This is a genomic window from Paenibacillus sp. 32352, from assembly GCF_002042965.1.
GTDB lineage: Bacteria > Bacillota > Bacilli > Paenibacillales > NBRC-103111 > Paenibacillus_S > Paenibacillus_S vulneris.
Genome location: NZ_MZNT01000014.1, coordinates 207,687 through 224,499, shown reverse-complemented (window position 1 = coordinate 224,499; position 16,813 = coordinate 207,687). Strand labels below are relative to the sequence as shown.

General features: G+C 51.0%; 14 protein-coding genes. 8 read left to right on the top strand and 6 right to left on the bottom strand.

Annotated elements, in window-relative coordinates:
• The first annotated feature begins 10 nt into the window (after nucleotides 1–10).
• Both B1728_RS28190 and B1728_RS28185 read left to right on the top strand, forming a co-directional pair.
• A complete protein-coding gene (locus B1728_RS28190; RefSeq protein WP_079913758.1) occupies nucleotides 11–385 on the top strand; it encodes a hypothetical protein in 375 nt (124 codons plus the stop codon).
• A gap of 40 nt (nucleotides 386–425) precedes the next feature.
• On the top strand, nucleotides 426–1,313 hold the full coding sequence (locus tag B1728_RS28185) for a YitT family protein (RefSeq protein WP_079913789.1): 888 nt from the start codon (nucleotides 426–428) through the stop codon (nucleotides 1,311–1,313).
• Between the two features lie 106 nt (nucleotides 1,314–1,419).
• On the opposite strand, the gene B1728_RS28180 is transcribed toward B1728_RS28185, so the two are convergent.
• Complete coding sequence (locus B1728_RS28180) at nucleotides 1,420–2,421, bottom strand: pectinesterase family protein (RefSeq protein ID WP_079913757.1); 1,002 nt, start codon at nucleotides 2,419–2,421, stop codon at nucleotides 1,420–1,422.
• 227 nt (nucleotides 2,422–2,648) lie between these two features.
• Between B1728_RS28180 and B1728_RS28175 the strand changes: the two genes are divergently transcribed.
• The gene (locus tag B1728_RS28175) at nucleotides 2,649–3,653 is read left to right on the top strand and encodes an AI-2E family transporter (protein ID WP_079913756.1); all 1,005 of its coding nucleotides are present in this window, start codon (nucleotides 2,649–2,651) and stop codon (nucleotides 3,651–3,653) included.
• Nucleotides 3,654–3,811: 158 nt separating this feature from the next.
• On the opposite strand, the gene B1728_RS28170 is transcribed toward B1728_RS28175, so the two are convergent.
• The 5 genes from B1728_RS28170 to B1728_RS28150 form a co-directional block, all read right to left on the bottom strand.
• Nucleotides 3,812–6,436: a winged helix-turn-helix domain-containing protein gene (locus B1728_RS28170; protein WP_079913755.1), complete on the bottom strand. Its 2,625-nt coding sequence runs from the start codon at nucleotides 6,434–6,436 to the stop codon at nucleotides 3,812–3,814.
• Between the two features lie 212 nt (nucleotides 6,437–6,648).
• Nucleotides 6,649–8,565, bottom strand: coding sequence for a pectate lyase family protein (locus B1728_RS28165; RefSeq protein ID WP_079913754.1), 1,917 nt, complete (start codon nucleotides 8,563–8,565; stop codon nucleotides 6,649–6,651).
• A gap of 236 nt (nucleotides 8,566–8,801) precedes the next feature.
• Nucleotides 8,802–10,493 carry a DUF4179 domain-containing protein gene (locus B1728_RS28160; protein WP_079913788.1) on the bottom strand — a complete coding sequence of 564 codons (1,692 nt, stop codon included), beginning with the start codon at nucleotides 10,491–10,493 and terminating at the stop codon, nucleotides 8,802–8,804.
• Nucleotides 10,474–11,043, bottom strand: a complete 570-nt coding sequence (locus tag B1728_RS28155; protein ID WP_079913753.1) for an RNA polymerase sigma factor — start codon at nucleotides 11,041–11,043, stop codon at nucleotides 10,474–10,476. Before B1728_RS28155 ends, B1728_RS28160 begins: the two co-directional genes overlap by 20 nt.
• 370 nt (nucleotides 11,044–11,413) lie before the next feature.
• A complete protein-coding gene (locus B1728_RS28150) occupies nucleotides 11,414–12,583 on the bottom strand; it encodes an oxalate decarboxylase family bicupin (protein WP_079913752.1) in 1,170 nt (389 codons plus the stop codon).
• Between the two features lie 215 nt (nucleotides 12,584–12,798).
• Between B1728_RS28150 and B1728_RS28145 the strand changes: the two genes are divergently transcribed.
• From B1728_RS28145 to B1728_RS28125, 5 genes are all read left to right on the top strand, one after another.
• Nucleotides 12,799–13,533: an SDR family oxidoreductase gene (locus B1728_RS28145; RefSeq protein WP_079913751.1), complete on the top strand. Its 735-nt coding sequence runs from the start codon at nucleotides 12,799–12,801 to the stop codon at nucleotides 13,531–13,533.
• A gap of 60 nt (nucleotides 13,534–13,593) precedes the next feature.
• A complete protein-coding gene (locus tag B1728_RS28140; RefSeq protein ID WP_079913750.1) occupies nucleotides 13,594–14,256 on the top strand; it encodes a ThuA domain-containing protein in 663 nt (220 codons plus the stop codon).
• A 313-nt stretch (nucleotides 14,257–14,569) separates the two neighbouring features.
• Nucleotides 14,570–14,770, top strand: a complete 201-nt coding sequence (locus tag B1728_RS28135; protein ID WP_079913749.1) for a PspC domain-containing protein — start codon at nucleotides 14,570–14,572, stop codon at nucleotides 14,768–14,770.
• A 37-nt stretch (nucleotides 14,771–14,807) separates the two neighbouring features.
• Nucleotides 14,808–15,452, top strand: a complete 645-nt coding sequence (locus B1728_RS28130; protein WP_079913748.1) for a PspA/IM30 family protein — start codon at nucleotides 14,808–14,810, stop codon at nucleotides 15,450–15,452.
• Between the two features lie 380 nt (nucleotides 15,453–15,832).
• Complete coding sequence (locus B1728_RS28125; protein WP_079913747.1) at nucleotides 15,833–16,498, top strand: GntR family transcriptional regulator; 666 nt, start codon at nucleotides 15,833–15,835, stop codon at nucleotides 16,496–16,498.
• Nucleotides 16,499–16,813: the final 315 nt, after the last annotated feature.

The following is a 16,813-nucleotide window of genomic DNA, read 5'->3' as shown; positions in this document are numbered from 1 at the left end:
AGGGGGCAGCATGTTCATATCTCGGCGGAGCCGCCAGTGGATCATCCTGGTTTGGTTTGTCGTATGCTTCGTTCTGTTCCCATTAACCCCTCCCATCTCACAAAACCTGACATTCGAAGAAAATATGTTGAGCCAGTTCAACGAAACGCCTGCTTTCATGCGGGTCGTGCCCGAAGCCACCAAGATTTCGGTTCCCGTTCTGATTCCTCCGGTACCTTGGTTCGACAAAGAGAGTCCCGATCCATGCTACCTGCTATTGATAGTTACCTTTGTTATTTTCCTGCGATCCAAAATACCCAAAATACTTAAGAAGGCCGTGCTGGCCCCTCTGAAATATACCTCGGATTACGTGGGCATCGCTTATTCCAACCTAACCGCAAAGTAGGAATGAATAAGTGTAAGAAGAGGGGATTTCAATGACGAACATGCCATTATCACAAGAACAAATTGCAGCACAGCATCAAAAAGTAACCCGCACTAAATTTCTGCAGCGCATTTTTTTCATGGTATTCGGATCGGCAATATTCTCGGTAGGTCTGGAAATTTTGCTTGTACCGAACCATATTATTGACGGGGGTATCGTAGGGATATCGATTATTTTATCGCACCTGCTGAATATTCCGTTAGGCGTTTTTCTCGTACTGCTCAATCTGCCGTTTCTGATGATAGGATACAAACAGATTGGGAAAACCTTTGCGATATCGACCTTATTCTCGGTTCTTATTATGTCTATAGGCAGCTCCCTGCTGCATTCGATCAAGCCGTTCACTATGGATCCGCTGCTTGCGGCCGTCTTCGGCGGTATCATTCTCGGTATCGGCGTAGGCCTTGTCATCCGTTCGGGCGGTTCCCTGGACGGGACGGAGATTGTCGCTATCCTGTTCAGCAAAAAAACACCGTTCTCCGTAGGCGAGATCGTCATGTTCTTCAACCTGTTTATTCTTAGCAGCGCCGGCTTCGTCTTCGGCTGGGATCATGCGATGTATTCCCTGATTGCTTATTACATTGCGTTCCGGATGATCGATATTACGATTGAGGGTCTGGATCAATCCAAATCCGTATGGATCATCAGCGATGAATCGGAAAAGATCGGGCAGGCGATCACCTTCCGCCTTGGCCGCGGCGTAACCTACCTGAATGGGGAGGGCGCCTTTAGCGGGGATGACAAGAAGGTCATCTTCAGCGTTATTACACGTCTGGAGGAAGCGAAGCTGAAATCGATTGTGGATGAGCATGATCCGAATGCATTTCTCGCTATCGGTAACATTCACGACGTGAAGGGCGGACGCTTTAAGAAAAAGGACATCCACTAATAAAAAAAAGGCAGCTCCAGGAGGCTATTGGCCTCTTCGGGGCTGCTATTTTTTTTAACCTACGGGGCGGAATCCCCGTTCAAGCCTGCGCCGTCAGAATCAGAGGTTAGACCGAAGCGGGATTCCAGCCATCTCCGCCAGCCAATACCTTGTCGACAGCGTAGGCTTGGGCTTCCTCTGCCGTCAGCTGCTTCGACCAGCTAACCCTCTGTTCGGCCGCGGCTCCCGGGCCTTGGTTGCGATACTCGCAAAATGCAGTCGTTTGCTCACTCTCCGGCTTGTTCCAATTATCCCATCCGGCCGCGTGAATATGCTCACCCATCCAGCAGTGCAGGAAGGCGGCTTTGGCATAGTTTCTCCATGGTCTGCCCAGATAGACGGATTGTGCCGGAGCATCGCTGGTAAGACGGCATTCGTGGAACACGTAGCCGAAAGGAACCTCCTCCGGGGTAGAGGGAGCCGTCAGCCAGCCGTGAACGGAATCCGCCGGGAACTCCTGCGCATCTTCTTCACCCAGGCGCCGTTTGGAAAAAATCTCGCATTGGTGAAATACGGCTGTAGCCGAGCCGAATATGAAATCGACATCGCCTTCGATGTAGCACTGCTCATAATACTGTCGTACGTTTCTGCGGGGATAACCTTCACGCGGTCCGCCGAAATGCGCTCTTTTCATGGGAGCCGGAGGCAAAGGTCCGGTAAACAGCGTATCCTGATGGCCGAGAAATCGGCAGTTTTTGAACACCGCCCGGTCTCCGTCCACATAGGCTGCGAGAGCTTGACCGACAAGGGCGCCGCGTCCGGACGAATTCTCAAACGTAATCCGTTCCGCTGTGAAATCGTCGGCTCCAACGAAAAAGGAGTAGGAGTGAAATGTTTCATAAGGCTCACCGTTCGGGAATGTTTTTCTGGCATAATCATCGTAAGTTATGATCGTGCGCTCCGCGCTTTCACCTATGAGATGGACCCCAGGCTTCTCCACATGAATCTTTTCTTTGTAAACTCCAGGTTTTATATAAATGACAACCGGCTCAGAGCGGTCGTCCGGTATACGGTCCAGCGCTTCCTGAACCGTGCGGAAATCTCCGCTTCCATCGGATGCTACTATCATGAACGCCTCACCTTTTTCAATAGAAATAAGTAAATGTTATGCATCCAGTTTACCAGAACGAACGTAAATACAATAGAAGTATTCATAGAGACAGGCTGGGAATTACGGGATAGGGCCGCTTGGATTTTTTATTCCAATTCGATGCAGCTTCCTCTTTTGGAAGGCATTGCTATAACGGTTTTCCTTGCTGTACACTAAGATAGGGATACTGGAATGGAGATGAATCGATGGACAATGTGAGGCGCTTTTTTGCAAATTTAACGGTAAGACGATTTTCCATTCTTGCGGTTGTCTGCCTGCTGCTGTTTAGTATAAGAGATATGCTGAACATGGTGCTGCTAACCTTTTTAATCGCTTTTGTCATGCATAGCCTGCAAAAGGTCGTATCCAAAAGAATCAGCAAGTATGTTGTGGTGAACAGCAAGGTTATTATTATTCTGCTGTATCTGATCTTTGTCGCTACGATAGTTTTCGCACTCATTCATTATGTGCCGAAGGTATTTATTCAAATCAAGCAGCTGAAGGACAGTCTGGTTGCCTTTACGGCTCTGCCTGCGCCTGAGGACGAGTTTTCCCGTTACATTTACAAAACGCTGAAGGATTTGAATCTGCAAGCTTACGTCAAGCAAGGCTTTGAGTACGTGCTTCGAATCAGCAATTGGGGGACGACCTTCATTTTGTCGTTAATCTTGAGTCTTGTCTTCGTACTGGAGAAAAGCCGCATTGCTGCATTCACATCCCGGATGAAAACAAGCAAATTGTCCTGGCTGTACGAGGAACTGGAGTACTTCGGCAAAAAGTTCATCCTGTCGTTCGGCAAGGTGATCGAAGCCCAGCTGTTGATTGCGATCTGCAATACGGTATTTACGGTTATCGGACTGTGGATTCTAGGCTTCCCTTACTTGTTTGCGCTGTCCATCATGATCTTTCTTCTGAGCCTTGTTCCTGTAGTTGGTTTTGTGGTTTCTTTGGTTCCGTTATGTCTGATCGGGTACAATATCGGCGGACTGACGATGGTGATCTATGTCGTTGTTATGATCGCCGTCCTGCATGCCTTGGAAGGATACTTGCTCAACCCGAAGCTGATGTCATCCAAAATGAACCTTCCGATGTTCTATACCTTCGTTGTTCTTGTCTTCTCGGAGCATTATCTGGGGGTATGGGGATTGATTCTGGGGATTCCGATCTTCGTCTTTTTGCTCGATATACTGGATGTCAATACGAAAGAATGAGCTGAAAAAAACTGCTTTTCGTTTCCTGTGAAAAGCATTAAAAAAGGCAATCCGTACGTAAGTGGGTTACGACGGGTTGCCTTTTTTAGCGTGATAACTGCGCATATCACCTGAATCAGCTGCGCAGCTGTGTTAAAGCCGCAGCGGGTAGAGCCCGCTTAAGCTTCGTCGTCCTCCTGCAGCAGCAGCTCCTGCACCGCTATCAGAGCCTGAGTCCGGGAGGAGACTCCCAGCTTCTCATATAGCCGTGAAAGATACACCTTGACCGTCCCCTCTGATAAAAAGAGCTCTGCGGCGATCTGCTTGTTAGTGGCTCCCTGCCGGAGCAAGCGGAGCAAATTCAATTCGCTGCGGCTTAAGGACACGTCCGAAGCAGAGGAGGCTTGGGCTGCCGGACGTTCCCCGTTCGGGAACAAACTTAAAAGCATGGCGACGTAAGCCGCGGAGACTGGGCTTCTGCCCCTGCCGGCTTCCGATTGAGGCGGACCTTGCTTGGCATAGAGGGACAACAATTCCGCCATCGGTGTCCCCTCATCCAGAAAGCTGCGGACATATTGGTTTTTTTCGCCGATTAGAAGCGCTTCATGAAGATGGCTCAGAGCATCGCTGCGATGTCCCCTCTGATATTCAAGAAGCGCCTGCAGATTGCTGATTTCTAACAGACTCGAGACAAGCTGCTCCCTTTCGCATTGAGGCTTGAGCAGCTCGAGCAGGCGAAGGGCTTCTTTCTCCTTGCGCTGCTTAGCCAGCAGACGGACAAAGGTGACATATTGGAATTCCCGGCTGAAGGTAGGTCTGTCCTTGATGGACAGCTCGAGCGGGGCAAGCTCCTTCCTGGCCTTGGCCAATTGTCCTTCCCTCAAATACAGACGGGCTTTGAAAGCTCTCAGCAGGTTCATCCAATGCATCCAGTTGGTGCCGAATTCGCTGCGTGACTTTTCCATTGCTTCCTCGATGATGGAATGAGCCACGTGTGGCCTGCCTTCCGTTGCGTGAAGCAGAGCCTGCGTAATGCGAAGCGGTACGATCAGACCGGGAGTTGCCTTGGTTAAGGCAGCCCCTTCAACGAAGGAGGCTGCTTCACGGGAGCTGTCCAGCTTGTTCCACTCGTAATATCCTTCGGCAAGCGACTGCTTCACGTACAAATGAATGAGCGAATGCTGCCAGCCATGCGACTCCAGCACCCCCATGAACAGCTTGCCGACCGCTTCGGTATCGCTCGACAGCTGTCCCTTGAGGCCTAGGGAAGTCCTTCTTACCAGCGGCTCGGTTATGTTGTAGTTGAAGCCGTAGTAGATCGGATTTGCCGGCAGCATATCGTTCAGCAGGCTATCCTTGGAGGATAGCCACTTGTCGAATGCCCCGGTAGAAACAATTATGTTCGATCTCACGAACAGGATGCCGCTTTGCAGCTGCCTCCGTCTTGCCGTATCGTCTAATCCCAGGCATCCGGCCTCCACTGTATCCAGTGTGGTATCGGAGCGCTGCAGCTGTCCTGTCAGCATGAGAACAAAGGAATGCAGAAGCAGCGTTTCGAGCGACAGGTCGAAGTCAGCAGGGAAGCTCTCCAGCCAGCGAAGAAGGGTGACCACCTCACCCCGCTGCAGAACCGCAGGCAGATGCCGTTCCAAATAAAGCTCCGCCAGCGGATACGCTTCGGCAGCTAACGCATGATCGATAGCTTCGTCCATCCACCCCCGTTTGGCGTTCTCCATGCTGGCCCGCTTGTTGGATAAAAGCCACTGGCCGGGATCTGTTTTTTGCAAAAGCTCCCGCAGGTACCGGGCGAACAACGGATAGTAGCGAAACCATTGGTTATCGTCGTCCAGCGGGACCAGGAACAGGTTCAGCTGCTTAACGGTTTCGAGCATAGTGAGGTTGTCCAAGTCAGGGCATATGGCAGCGCATATTCGCAGATCCATCCGATCCAGCACGCTGGTGGCCAGCACAAAGCGATATACATCGTCCGGCAGCTTGGATAGGACCTCATGGAACAAATAATCCGAGATGCTGCGGTGACTTCCTTGAAATTCCGCGATAAACCGGTCATAGTCTCTCTCGGAGCGCAGCGCTATAGAGATCAATTGCAATCCGGTAACCCATCCTTCCGTTCGCAGCGCCAATTGTTCGATTTGCGGGCTGGACAGGTTCAATCTCGGCATGTTCAGGAAAAACCGTTCGGTTTCCTCTTGGGTAAACTGAAGCTGCAGGGCGTGAATATCGTGACGCTCCTCCCTAATCATCCATTTTGCAGTAGAGAAGGGCAGCTCCGTTCGCGTGGAGATCACTATATGCATGGCAGGGGGCAAGTAGTCTATGAAATACGAAAGGCTATCATGAATCCGCTGCTCGTCTATCTGCTGATAATTATCCAGGATAAGAGAAAGGGGACCAGGCAGCGAATACAATTCGTTGATTAAGGCATCCAGAAAGGTGCTGATGGAGGCGCTGGGAAGAATATGAACCAGAGGCAGGAGACGACCGGCGCGGTCCGGAACGGCGGATGCAAGCGCATGAACGATATATCGCCAAAATCGGAGCCAATCATTATCCAGGCGATCCAAGGTCACCCAGGCGCTGTGCTGTACCCGGGCATGCGCCCATTGAGCCAGTAACGTCGTTTTACCGAACCCTGCAGGCGCACAAATCAGCGTAATCCGGCCCTTTACCCCTTCGGTAACTGAATCCAGCAGCCGGTCTCTTGGGATCAGATGATCCTTGAGAGCAGGGACGGCGATTTTCGGTTTTAATAAATTAAGTTCTGTGTCCGTTGTTGGAATCATAGGCTCCTCGCACAATTTGACAGGATTCATCAGGGAATCAAGTCGGATCTATGTTTCATTATAACGGAATATAGGGAAAAAGGTCACTTGCAGGAAGAGGGTAAAATGGAAAGATGCAGGTGAAATCCACTGGAACCAGCTTTTTGGGAAAAACAGAAAGCACCGGGACCTTTACGAAGGCCCGGTGCTAATTCAGATGGAATATGAGCTCGCTATACCGTTGCTTTTGAAATGTTCTGAACCGCCTGATCGCCTAAGCGTTCCTTAAGCTGCTGCAAATACAGGCTGCGCGGCTCCACATGCTGTCCGTACTGATCCCAGAAGCCGTCTTCACGGGGGCGCAGGTCATGCTGATTGGGCAAAAACGGGCGCTCCTTCGTTCCCACGTGCCCTATCGCATAGTTTTGGGCAGTTGGAGGCTGCTGCACCGTGAGCTTGCCTTCCGTGTTCCAGGCGACGTAGTTCGCGCCGGCCCAGCCGTGTCCGCTTCCCATCCATCCGCGGTCGCGAATATAGATAGGGGAGCGAACATTATCGAATAATCCGCCGACCGACCAGCGATGATGGGGCTCGCTGGCATTATAATCGATGCGTGATTCGCTATCGAGGAACACGTTCGGCCCGCTGACTTTGGCATCGAAGACGAAGGCATGGCGCGCCGTTTCGGTATCGCAGCGCTGTACGAGCGCCAGCTGCCCCGTCACATGGAAGCAGTAGCGGCGTCCGCCGGTAATGATGCTCACCATATCGCGGACCGTGCAGTCCTGAACGGTCACCCATTTGGCATAGCGGTCGATCGTAACGAGAGAATGCTCCAGATGGTATCCTGTCACATCGCGAACCCAAGCGTTCTTGACATAATTTAACGTGACGAAGTTAACGGTATGGGACTCGTCCGCGCAATAAGTCGTGCTGCCGGGCTTTCCGTCCACTTGGGTGTCCGTAATGTCTGGATTGAAGTCGGAGTCAATTCTGAGCTGCTCCAGACCAACATGTTCGATGCGTCCCTTATCGTCATACAGGAACAGCCTTCCGCCTCCCCAGCGGGCTTCAATCGCATTGGTGACCGGTGCATCCAGCGTAATCCGGTTGCCTTCAATGTCCGTAATAACGCGGTCAAACAGCAGCTCGAACGGTGCCCACTGCTTCGTCCCGCCGGCGTTCGGCCGAGGAGTGATCGTATCCATGTCGATCGCGCTGATCCAGTCCGCATTGCCGTACCGGATGACGGCAACTGTATCACCTATGGAGTAGCCACTGGCATTGGCAACATGAAAGGTCCTGGAGCCGGAAGGAACATACAGGTCCGTAATGTCCGTGCCGGTTTCTTCCACGATACCGGGTTCGCTGCCGAGCACCTGCAGCAGATCCCGTCGAGCTGCTCCGGTTCCGTGGAGAATGGTTCCGTCCTCGCCCTGTCCTTCCCCGCGAAGGACGACGCCGCTTTTGCGTATGTAGAGCGTGCCTGCAATACGGTAAGTCCCTCTCTGCAGCAGCAGTGCGCCGCGGAAGCCGTCTTCACCGATCGGCATACGGGAAATTTCGTCGATAGCTTGCTGAATGCGGGCCGTATCATCGCCTTCCTCGGAGGAAGGGCTTACAATTAAGCGTACCGGTACATCGGGAATAGGAACGCCGCCGCCCTTGTAGCCGCAGTTGGAGAAGTCGGCGATCCGGTTGCCTTTATAATCCGGAACATAGGTCATGCGCCCGTCAGCATCCAGAAAGGCGATCCGACTTTGCTCAGGGGACAGGCTGTCCTGATCCATGACCATAAACGCGAAGCTGTCATAGACAGGGACGTGTTCGTCCGAATGGAGGCAGATGCGGATTTCATATAAGCCGTCGGCAAGGGACGCGGTTTCGAACGCTGCCAGCTGTTCTTGGCCGGACGCCATTCTCAGTTCGGATGGGGTTTCCAATACACGGGAACCCGAGGTACAGACCAGCTCGAGTGCCAATCGAATGTCCGAATAAGCCTGTATCCGGATAGCTGGCGCAGCAGCCCCGGGCGGGAGGATAGCCGGATGGCCGATCTTCTGCAGGAGCGAAGGATGCTCCATTGTCCAGCTCGCGATGCCTGGTACGGCTGCATCCTCGTTCAATGAGGGATGGGCTTCGTTTAGCATTCGTACACTTCCTTTGTTATCGAATTGGTGGAGGGCTAAAGAGAATCACAAATCACAGATTCTCTCCATAATCTTGGATTGAAATTTTTTACATACCTTAGATCTTACAATGGGAGCACCGAACACTCAATAGGTTAACTTATGGTTTGCTGTCCATATTTACTTTCGGGTTGGGATGAATAGAGAAGAAGGGCCCGCCGTTATGGGGAGCCCTTAATTTTTCTTTTCGTATTCATTTATTCGATGGGTACTTGCCAGTTCACATCCCGATGTTCCTTCTGTATCAAGTTATAGCTTATAGTAAGCTCCTCAGGCTGGTGATCCAGTTGAGGGATAACGAGCGCTCCGCGAACGGTAACGAGACCGTTCTCGTCTCTTGAAGATGTTTTCTGCAGATAAGCATCGTATTCCACTCCCTTCTCATCCTTAACCTTCCACTCGTCCAGATTAACGACGCCTTGGGCATAAGCAGCCTCTACTTCAAGCACACCGCCCCGGTCGCTGATCTCCTTATCACCGATTGTCAGCTTGGCGTCATCCTGTTTCCACACGAACTTCTTGAACTGTAATTGATTTCCACCACTTTCCAGGTTCACAGGCTCTTGGCTCAACTGAACTGGGGTCAGCTTGGCATGGAAGTCAGCCAATTCACTTGTATAGATGGAATGAAGCTTGAACGTAAGCTTGCCGTACTTATCGGATGGCAGCGGCGAGAACGAATGCCATAAGGTCATGGCAGTCCCGTCACCTGTTCCCGAGATTCCGTTTACGATGGAATTTTTGGCGATGCTGAGACCGGAGTCGAATAAGTCATCCCATGCGGCGGCCACACGGCCCTGCTCATCGATAAGCTCATAGGACAGCTGATAGCTTTTCAATTGGTTGGCAGCGAAGGGATCCAACTTTACGGCAACGGTGCTGTCCGTCTGTTTGGGGATCGCAGCTTCGATCCTCTCGTTAACTTCAGGGGATATTCTGGTATCCAAAGACAGCAAGGTGACGCTAGGAGCGAATATCGCACGTTCCAAGCCGATCGTCAGCCCTTGAGGAGTAGTGTACTGCTTGTCAATCTTGACGGTCTTGGTTGCCGCTTTCGCTTGCGACATATCAATAGGAATGTCAAATTGCCAATTGCCGCTCGTGCTGCCGATTTTCGTCCAACGAATCTCGGCGATCAAATTGTCAGGGATTTCTTTGCCGCTGCCGACGGCTTCCGTAAGCTCCTGCTTCACCATCAGAGAATGATCGTCTTTACTGGTAGTCCAACCGCCTCCCATCGGACCCAGCACCGGAACACCCGATTTATCCTTGATAACAAAATCCACATACATTCTCATATCGTTGGGATCGATGTACTGCCCGTCGGGACCTTTGGCTTCGGCGATAACGGCGATGCGCACCGGATCGGCCATAACCTCCTTGACTTCCAGAGTAATGCCCTGATCGGTCGCTTTTAAATCCAGCGGATGAACGAAGCCTTTCTGTACGGCGTCTACCATGCCCTGATCCACTTGTTCCGTATTATTGAAAAAGCTCTTCACATAATCGGCGAAGGTTGGTGATACGAAGGTGCCCAGCGACACGGCTACGGCCAAGCTGGCAACGGTAATCGTTATTTTTTTCACGATATCTACACTCCTTTTTTTCCAGTCCATCTTAAAGGCGGCGATAGCCTTTCCGTCTTCCGCAACGGGTTCGGCTGCCGGAACATAAGGGGCGACTTTATCCAGAATTTCAGCGGTAAAATCTGGCGGAACGTCCGCTTCATTCATCGCATCGTCAAACTGATCCCAAGCATCCAGATAAAGCTCCAGCTCCCGGCGGCATTCGCTGCAGGTCTCGAGATGCTTCTCCAGCCGGACGCTTTCCAAAGGGGAAAGCCGATTGTCCATGTAGGCTGTCAATTGGTTAGATTTCATGCACTTCATAGAGAAACGCCCCCTTCGCTTCGGGATCTTTCAAGCTTTCGCGCAATTTTTTGCGGGCGCGATACAATCGCATCTGCACCGTACTGACCGGGATTGAAAGGCGCTCCCCGATTTCCTGGTAGCTTAGAAATTGAATATACCGCATGATCAACACAGTACGGTAATCTTTGTCCAGCTCCATAATGTGGGACTCCAGCGCCTGCTGCCTTTCTTTCTCCAAAAAAACAGTCTCCGGTGTTGAGGTTTGAACGGGGTCAAAGTCGATCCCGGTCATTAGAGGAGTGCGTTTGCGCTTGCGAAGCTCGTCGACGCACCGATTGGCGGCGATCCGGTAAAGCCATGCCGAGAAGCTGTGCTCCGGCTTGTAATCGCCCAAATGGTTATAAGCGTTAATAAAAACCTCTTGAGCTATATCCTGAACTTCCGGCGAATTCCCGAGCATCCGCTGGAGGAGGGCAAACACTCTTACCTTATACCTTTCGATTATGGGACCGAACGCTTGTTTATTTCCTTGCAGAATCTGTTCTATTAATTGTTTGTCATCCTGCATGTTCACCCTCCTATCCAAAAAGGTTGCTGCGCAGCAAGGGTCCTTTTGGTTCGTTCATTTATGTATTACGAATTCCAGCGGAAAACCTTTCTCGCAGGGCGAAAAAAAATCAGCTCCACCTTTCGTGGCTAGGTAAGGGGCACCGTATTTCTTTTTTAGTCCGGGCGCCTCAGCTGTAACGTACAAGCCCGGGGCTGTCCTATGTCAATGGAGGGTAAAAGGCTTCATGGCCGGCGCCATGCCTTATGTAATACAATACGATCAGCGATTGCAACCCTATCGTGTTTTATATTGGCCAATGCTTATTGTCACACGATCCGGGTACTTTGAAAACAAAATAGAGAGCCTGATCTCTAGGCTCTCCGCTTGTTCAATATTTCACTACCGGCCATTTCTCCTTGCGAAGCGAACGCATCAGCTCCGGAGAGGCGTGCAATGTTTCCCGAACCATCTGTTGAGGCGTTAGCGCCATCCACTGATTGAGCGATACGTCGGCGAACCTGCTGCTCTTGAACATCTCCAGGAACCATAGGCTTTGGTCGCCTGTATTCTGAATGTAGTGGCCGTAGGCGAACGGAACATAACCGACATCCCCGGCGCGGACGTCGAAGGTTCGGGCATTGCCGTTAGCGGCAAATACAGTCATGCGGCCCTTCCCTGTAAGATAGTACTGCCATTCGTCATTATTCGGATGCCAGTGCATCTCTCTCATACCGCCGGGCTCGATCTCTACCAGGGCGGCCGCGATGCGGGTAGAGATGGGGAAGTTGGTGGAATCGACGATGCGGACCGTGCCGCCCGGTGTGCGGATCGGCTGCTGGGCATACAGGCGGTGTACGAAGCTCAGAGGTATGGTACCGTAAGGGTCTGGCACCTCTTGGTCCGATATCGGACCGGGGACCGGCGCTTGAAAGATATATCTTTGCTTGCTCGGAAGGTCGGCAAAGGCGCTTTCCGGGATGCCGAAATTGGCGGACAAGACGTCTCGCGGCGTATGGGCGAACCAGTCCGTGATGCTGAGGGTGTTATTGTCGGAGAAGGTGCCGTCATCGAAGACCAGTAAAAATTCGCAGCCGCCCTCTAGACCCTGGATCGAGTGGGGAATACCCGGAGGAAAATACCATAGATCCCCCTGCTCGACATCCGCAATAAAGTTGCGTCCATCCTGATCGACGGCTGTAATTCGGGCGCGTCCGAGCAGCATCAGCGACCATTCCGCCTGCTGGTGCCAGTGGAGCTCCCGGACCCCTCCCGGGGTCAAGGCCATATTGACTCCCGAGATCGTAGTCGCGATCGGAAGCTCTCTCTCGGTTACCTCTCTGGCCCAACCGCCGTGCTCCAGCCTCATGTGCGTATCGGAAAAAGAGAATCTCATATTGGGGATCGTACCCGCATCGGTTGGAGGCGGCACGAGCATATCGGGATTTTGCAGGTCGCGCATCACATCCCTGGGTCCGCGATCGACGGTACCGGTACCGTCAGCCCGTATAGGCTGTGGAACCTGCACCTCTCCTGAACGCTGAGGCGGCTTTTTGCTCATGATTATCACTCCTTTCAGTTTGTCGAAAAACCCGACTCCGGTGTTCCTAAAGTAACTTACTCATCTTTTTACCTTATGCCGGGGACGAGTTGATATATGTCTGGATAAGAAGCGCAAAAAAGGACGAAAAAATACGGCCGCCCGACAAGGAATCTCATGCTGCTTGAGGAATCTTTTAATCATGCAAGAGAGCATCCATAAAGGAGGAGAACGAATTGACTATAAACCAAACCGCATTCGTGACAGGCGCTGACCACGGGGTTGGACTGGGCTTGGTCCAAGTGCTGCTGGAACGGGGCTGGACCGTATTTGCAGGCCGATATGCCGCTAAGGAAGGGGAGCTGGATCGGCTTCAAGGTGCTTATAAGGAGCAGTTGCATGTAACGGATTTGGACATTGCCGATGATGATAGCGTCAGGGCGGCGGCGGACCGGGTAAGGGAAAATACGGACCGTATAGACCTTCTGATTAACAATGCAGGAATTTTGGGAGATATCGATTCGACCGTATTGGATGAGCTGGATTTTGCGGAGATGCAGCAGGTTTTTAATGTCAATGCCTTGGGAGCACTGCGGGTTACGCAAGCGTTGCTGCCTATGCTGCTAAAGGGCGAAGGCAAGCTGCTGGCCAACATTTCCTCGGAAGCGGGCAGCGTCGGAAGCTGCACTCGCATCAACTGGTACGCTTATTGCATGTCCAAGGCCGCATTGAATATGCAATCGGCTCTTATTTACAACCAGTTCAAGAGCGAAGGACTTAAGCTGCTCGTACTGCATCCCGGCTATGTCCAAAGCTACATGCACGGGGAGCTGAACACCAAGGCTTCACTGACTGTAGGGCAGGCGGCCGCCAACATTATACGCACTATTGAGAATCATGCTTCGTACGAACCGATTGACGGCAAACCGCCGTACATTCATACGGCCACAGGGGAACGATTGGTTTGGTAAACATTCAAGGAGCCGGGGCCGGAGCATTGCGGCAATTCATGACAAGGAGGAGCCTCAGTAATGACAGCAGTTCAAAAGCTGAATGGGAACGCCGTTATATTAGGAGATATAGAGAATAAGCAGTATCATCCGCTGGATCGTATCCAACAGGATCTCGTGGAGACGCTTGGTGATGATTTCACAGTCACCTTTACGGAAGATTACGAGGTTATGACCCCCGGACGAATTTCTTCGATCGATGTATTCGTTGCTTATACAGATAAGTGGAATGGGCCGATAACGGACCCACAAGCGGCTGGGTTAACAGAATATGTGGCGTCTGGCGGGGGGTTTGTCGTGCTGCATACGGGGGTTTCCCTGAGTGCTCATGAGAAGCTTTTGGAGCTTATTGGAGCCCGGTTTACAGGGCATCCTCCTTATCAAGGGCTGGATTTCGAAGCGGTCAAGGATGCAGCGGGCGAGCTGCATCCGATCGTGCGGGGGCTGGAGCCTTTCCGGTCGGAGGATGAGCCCTATCAGTATGCTTTTGCCGAGGGGGTTGAGAAGCAAGTTATTCTCCGGTACGTTCTGGACGGTGAAAGCTACCCGGCAGCTTGGGTCAGGCAGGTAGGAACGGGGCGTCTGGTATCGCTGATGCCAGGGCATAATTCGAATTCACTGCAGCATCCAGAGGTACGCAAGCTGATTTTGCGAAGCTGCCTCTGGGCTGCCGGGAGATTGTAGCCGGACATTTCAAACTGGGTGTCCCTTGTGAAATTACGGCCTTGATAATAACTCCTAGTAGAATAACCATGTTGGTAAATAGACGAAGAGGCTCGCTTATGGAGATGCCTCTTTTTTTGTGCTGTATCAAGGGTTTAAAGGTTCAATCCGGTCCCAGGTCATAGGCTTCCCCCGTCTTAAGGCTAGGTTGCAAAACCGTCGCCGGTCCGTTTTGCCAAGTCCGGGTTCCGACTACAATAAAGACATGAAGAACAAGAGGTTGGCTTGAAGAACAAACGGCCTAACGAGAACTAAGGTAAAGGAGATAGCAGATATGAATAAATTGTTTCGTTCTACTTCGAATCGGAGAGTAACCGGATTGTGCGGGGGATTGGGAGAATACCTGGGCATCAGCCCGACGCTGCTTCGGCTTATTACGATAATCGCCGCATTCTGCAGCTTCGGAACGACGGTACTGGTTTATTTTATCGCCAGTCTGTTCATACCGAAACAGTCTTACGTTCATTATTACTAATAACGGATAAAATCGACATTATAGGAGGATTCTAAAAATGGGTGTACTGAAAAGATTGGTTGATATGTCTAGAGCCGCAGCGAACGAAGCGTTGGACAAATGGGAGCAGCCGGTGATGATGCTGAATCAATATCTCCGCGATATGGAGGAGGAGATTCATACGTTGGAGCAGGCGCTTGTTAAGCAGACGGTTACTGAGCGGAGACTGGAGCAGCAAAGAACCGAAAGCGAGCGAGGGGCCGAGCTCAGCGAGCAAAAAGCGGCCGAAGCCATAGCGGCTGACCGTTCAGTGGAGGCGCGGCAAGCGGTAGAGGCTAAACTGGCCTATCTGGATAAAGCTGCACAGTATGCGGAAGCCTACGAGGCTTCGAGACAGCATTCTGCTGAACTAGCCCACCAGCTGGCTCAAGCCAAAGAGGAATACGCGAACATGCAGGCCAAACGCAATGACCTGGCTGCCCGTGCCAGGAAGGTGGAGGCTAGAACCCCGAGCCCTGTATTCAGCAGCGGAGTCCAGACGGGAAGTGCAGCAAGAGGCTTCCAACGAATCGAAGAAACCATCCTTCAAAAGGAAGCTTTTGTGGAGCTGGCGAGCTTGAAAAAGGCGGAGGCTGCTGCTTCCAGAGAAGCTCTGATTGAAGAGCAACTGAACCGGATCAAGAGCACCGTTGTTCCATCCTAATAGGAAAACGAACCGGTTGCGCATATCCAATAACGAACGGCCTGGAATGATTTCCGGGCCTTTTTGGGTTTCCGGGGCAAAAGGCTTAACCAAACTTGATACATTCATCCACAGAGTTATTCACACAGTACACAGCCTATTATGATATACTGTGCATAAGTTTACCGCTCGCTATTAACATATCCACAGAGTGAGATGTCCACATGGCTTCATCAGATGGGGCTCATTTTGCAGCCATTGAATGGTTCGCCTGCAAGAGCGAGCAATCATTCTTAGTTAAGAAGATGTAAAGTTGCTTATTGACTAAGTTTTTTGTATTTTGTATGATGTATACATAGAACCAAATTGAATTGTCGACTTGATGAAAGGTGTAGGTTGAAATGGCTCCATCCAAGTTTAATTTGAAACCGATTGATAAACCAACAACCACAAAAGAGAGAGCGTACAACGAAATCAAACATGTCATTTTAAGCGGTTACATCACATCGGAGGAAATATTTACGGAGGTTAAGCTGGCTGAGCTGCTGAATACGTCCCGCACTCCGGTGAGAGAAGCTTTGGCCGATCTGATCAAAGAGGGGCTTATCGTATCTATTCCGCGCAAGGGCATGGCTGTTCGCAAGGTCACGGAAAACGAAATGGAGCAGATCTTTTTGCTTCGCGCCTCGATTGAGACCAAGGTCATCCAGAAGCTGGCCGAGACGATCACACCAGAGCAGCTGGAGGAATTAAAGGCCATTTGCAAAGAGCAGGAAGAAGCTATGTCGAACAATGATGACATCGCTTTCATAAAGCTGGATCAGACGTTTCATATTACGCTCACCCGGTTTGTGGAATATGAGCTGATTGAACAAATGCTGCTGAATTTGCATAATCTTTCCCAACTGATCGGGCTTCGAGCCATTAAGAAGATCAACCGGATGAAAGAGGTGCTCGAAGAGCATTTGGACATTATCTCGGCGATTGAAAGAAAGGATGCGGAGCAATCGGCGGAAATGATGGCAAGGCATCTGAATAAAACGAAGGAGTCTGTCATTTTAAAATAACCATGCCGGTTTCCGTAATTGGGAAAACCTCAAATGAGGTTTTTTTCAAGACGAAAAGCAAACGCTTACAACAACACTGCGAAATCAGACCAAAAGCAAAAGCTCTCTAGTTTGTGTAAGGTTCCATAACATCATTCGACAATATTCAACTAAACTATTGACTCCGATGGCAAAAAGACGTAATATCAAGTCAGTTAATCTAACATGTAAGACGAAAAGCCGACGCAGAGAATCACCTTTTTTTTGAGAGTTTAATGTATACACAACACATAATACGTAATACAAAACCAAATGAAACATGGAAGGATGATCAGC

Excerpts from the sequence above, each read along its gene's own strand:
- B1728_RS28130 (WP_079913748.1), top strand. The coding sequence starts at position 14,808 with ATGGGTGTACTGAAAAGATTGGTTGATATGTCTAGAGCCGCAGCGAAC.
- B1728_RS28160 (WP_079913788.1), bottom strand. The coding sequence starts at position 10,493 with ATGAAGTGCATGAAATCTAACCAATTGACAGCCTACATGGACAATCGG.
- B1728_RS28180 (WP_079913757.1), bottom strand. The coding sequence starts at position 2,421 with ATGATAGTAGCATCCGATGGAAGCGGAGATTTCCGCACGGTTCAGGAA.
- B1728_RS28125 (WP_079913747.1), top strand. The coding sequence starts at position 15,833 with ATGGCTCCATCCAAGTTTAATTTGAAACCGATTGATAAACCAACAACC.
- B1728_RS28135 (WP_079913749.1), top strand. The coding sequence starts at position 14,570 with ATGAATAAATTGTTTCGTTCTACTTCGAATCGGAGAGTAACCGGATTG.
- B1728_RS28185 (WP_079913789.1), top strand. The coding sequence starts at position 426 with ATGCCATTATCACAAGAACAAATTGCAGCACAGCATCAAAAAGTAACC.
- B1728_RS28140 (WP_079913750.1), top strand. The coding sequence starts at position 13,594 with ATGACAGCAGTTCAAAAGCTGAATGGGAACGCCGTTATATTAGGAGAT.
- B1728_RS28150 (WP_079913752.1), bottom strand. The coding sequence starts at position 12,583 with ATGAGCAAAAAGCCGCCTCAGCGTTCAGGAGAGGTGCAGGTTCCACAG.
- B1728_RS28165 (WP_079913754.1), bottom strand. The coding sequence starts at position 8,565 with ATGCTAAACGAAGCCCATCCCTCATTGAACGAGGATGCAGCCGTACCA.
- B1728_RS28175 (WP_079913756.1), top strand. The coding sequence starts at position 2,649 with ATGGACAATGTGAGGCGCTTTTTTGCAAATTTAACGGTAAGACGATTT.
- B1728_RS28155 (WP_079913753.1), bottom strand. The coding sequence starts at position 11,043 with ATGCAGGATGACAAACAATTAATAGAACAGATTCTGCAAGGAAATAAA.
- B1728_RS28170 (WP_079913755.1), bottom strand. The coding sequence starts at position 6,436 with ATGATTCCAACAACGGACACAGAACTTAATTTATTAAAACCGAAAATC.
- B1728_RS28190 (WP_079913758.1), top strand. The coding sequence starts at position 11 with ATGTTCATATCTCGGCGGAGCCGCCAGTGGATCATCCTGGTTTGGTTT.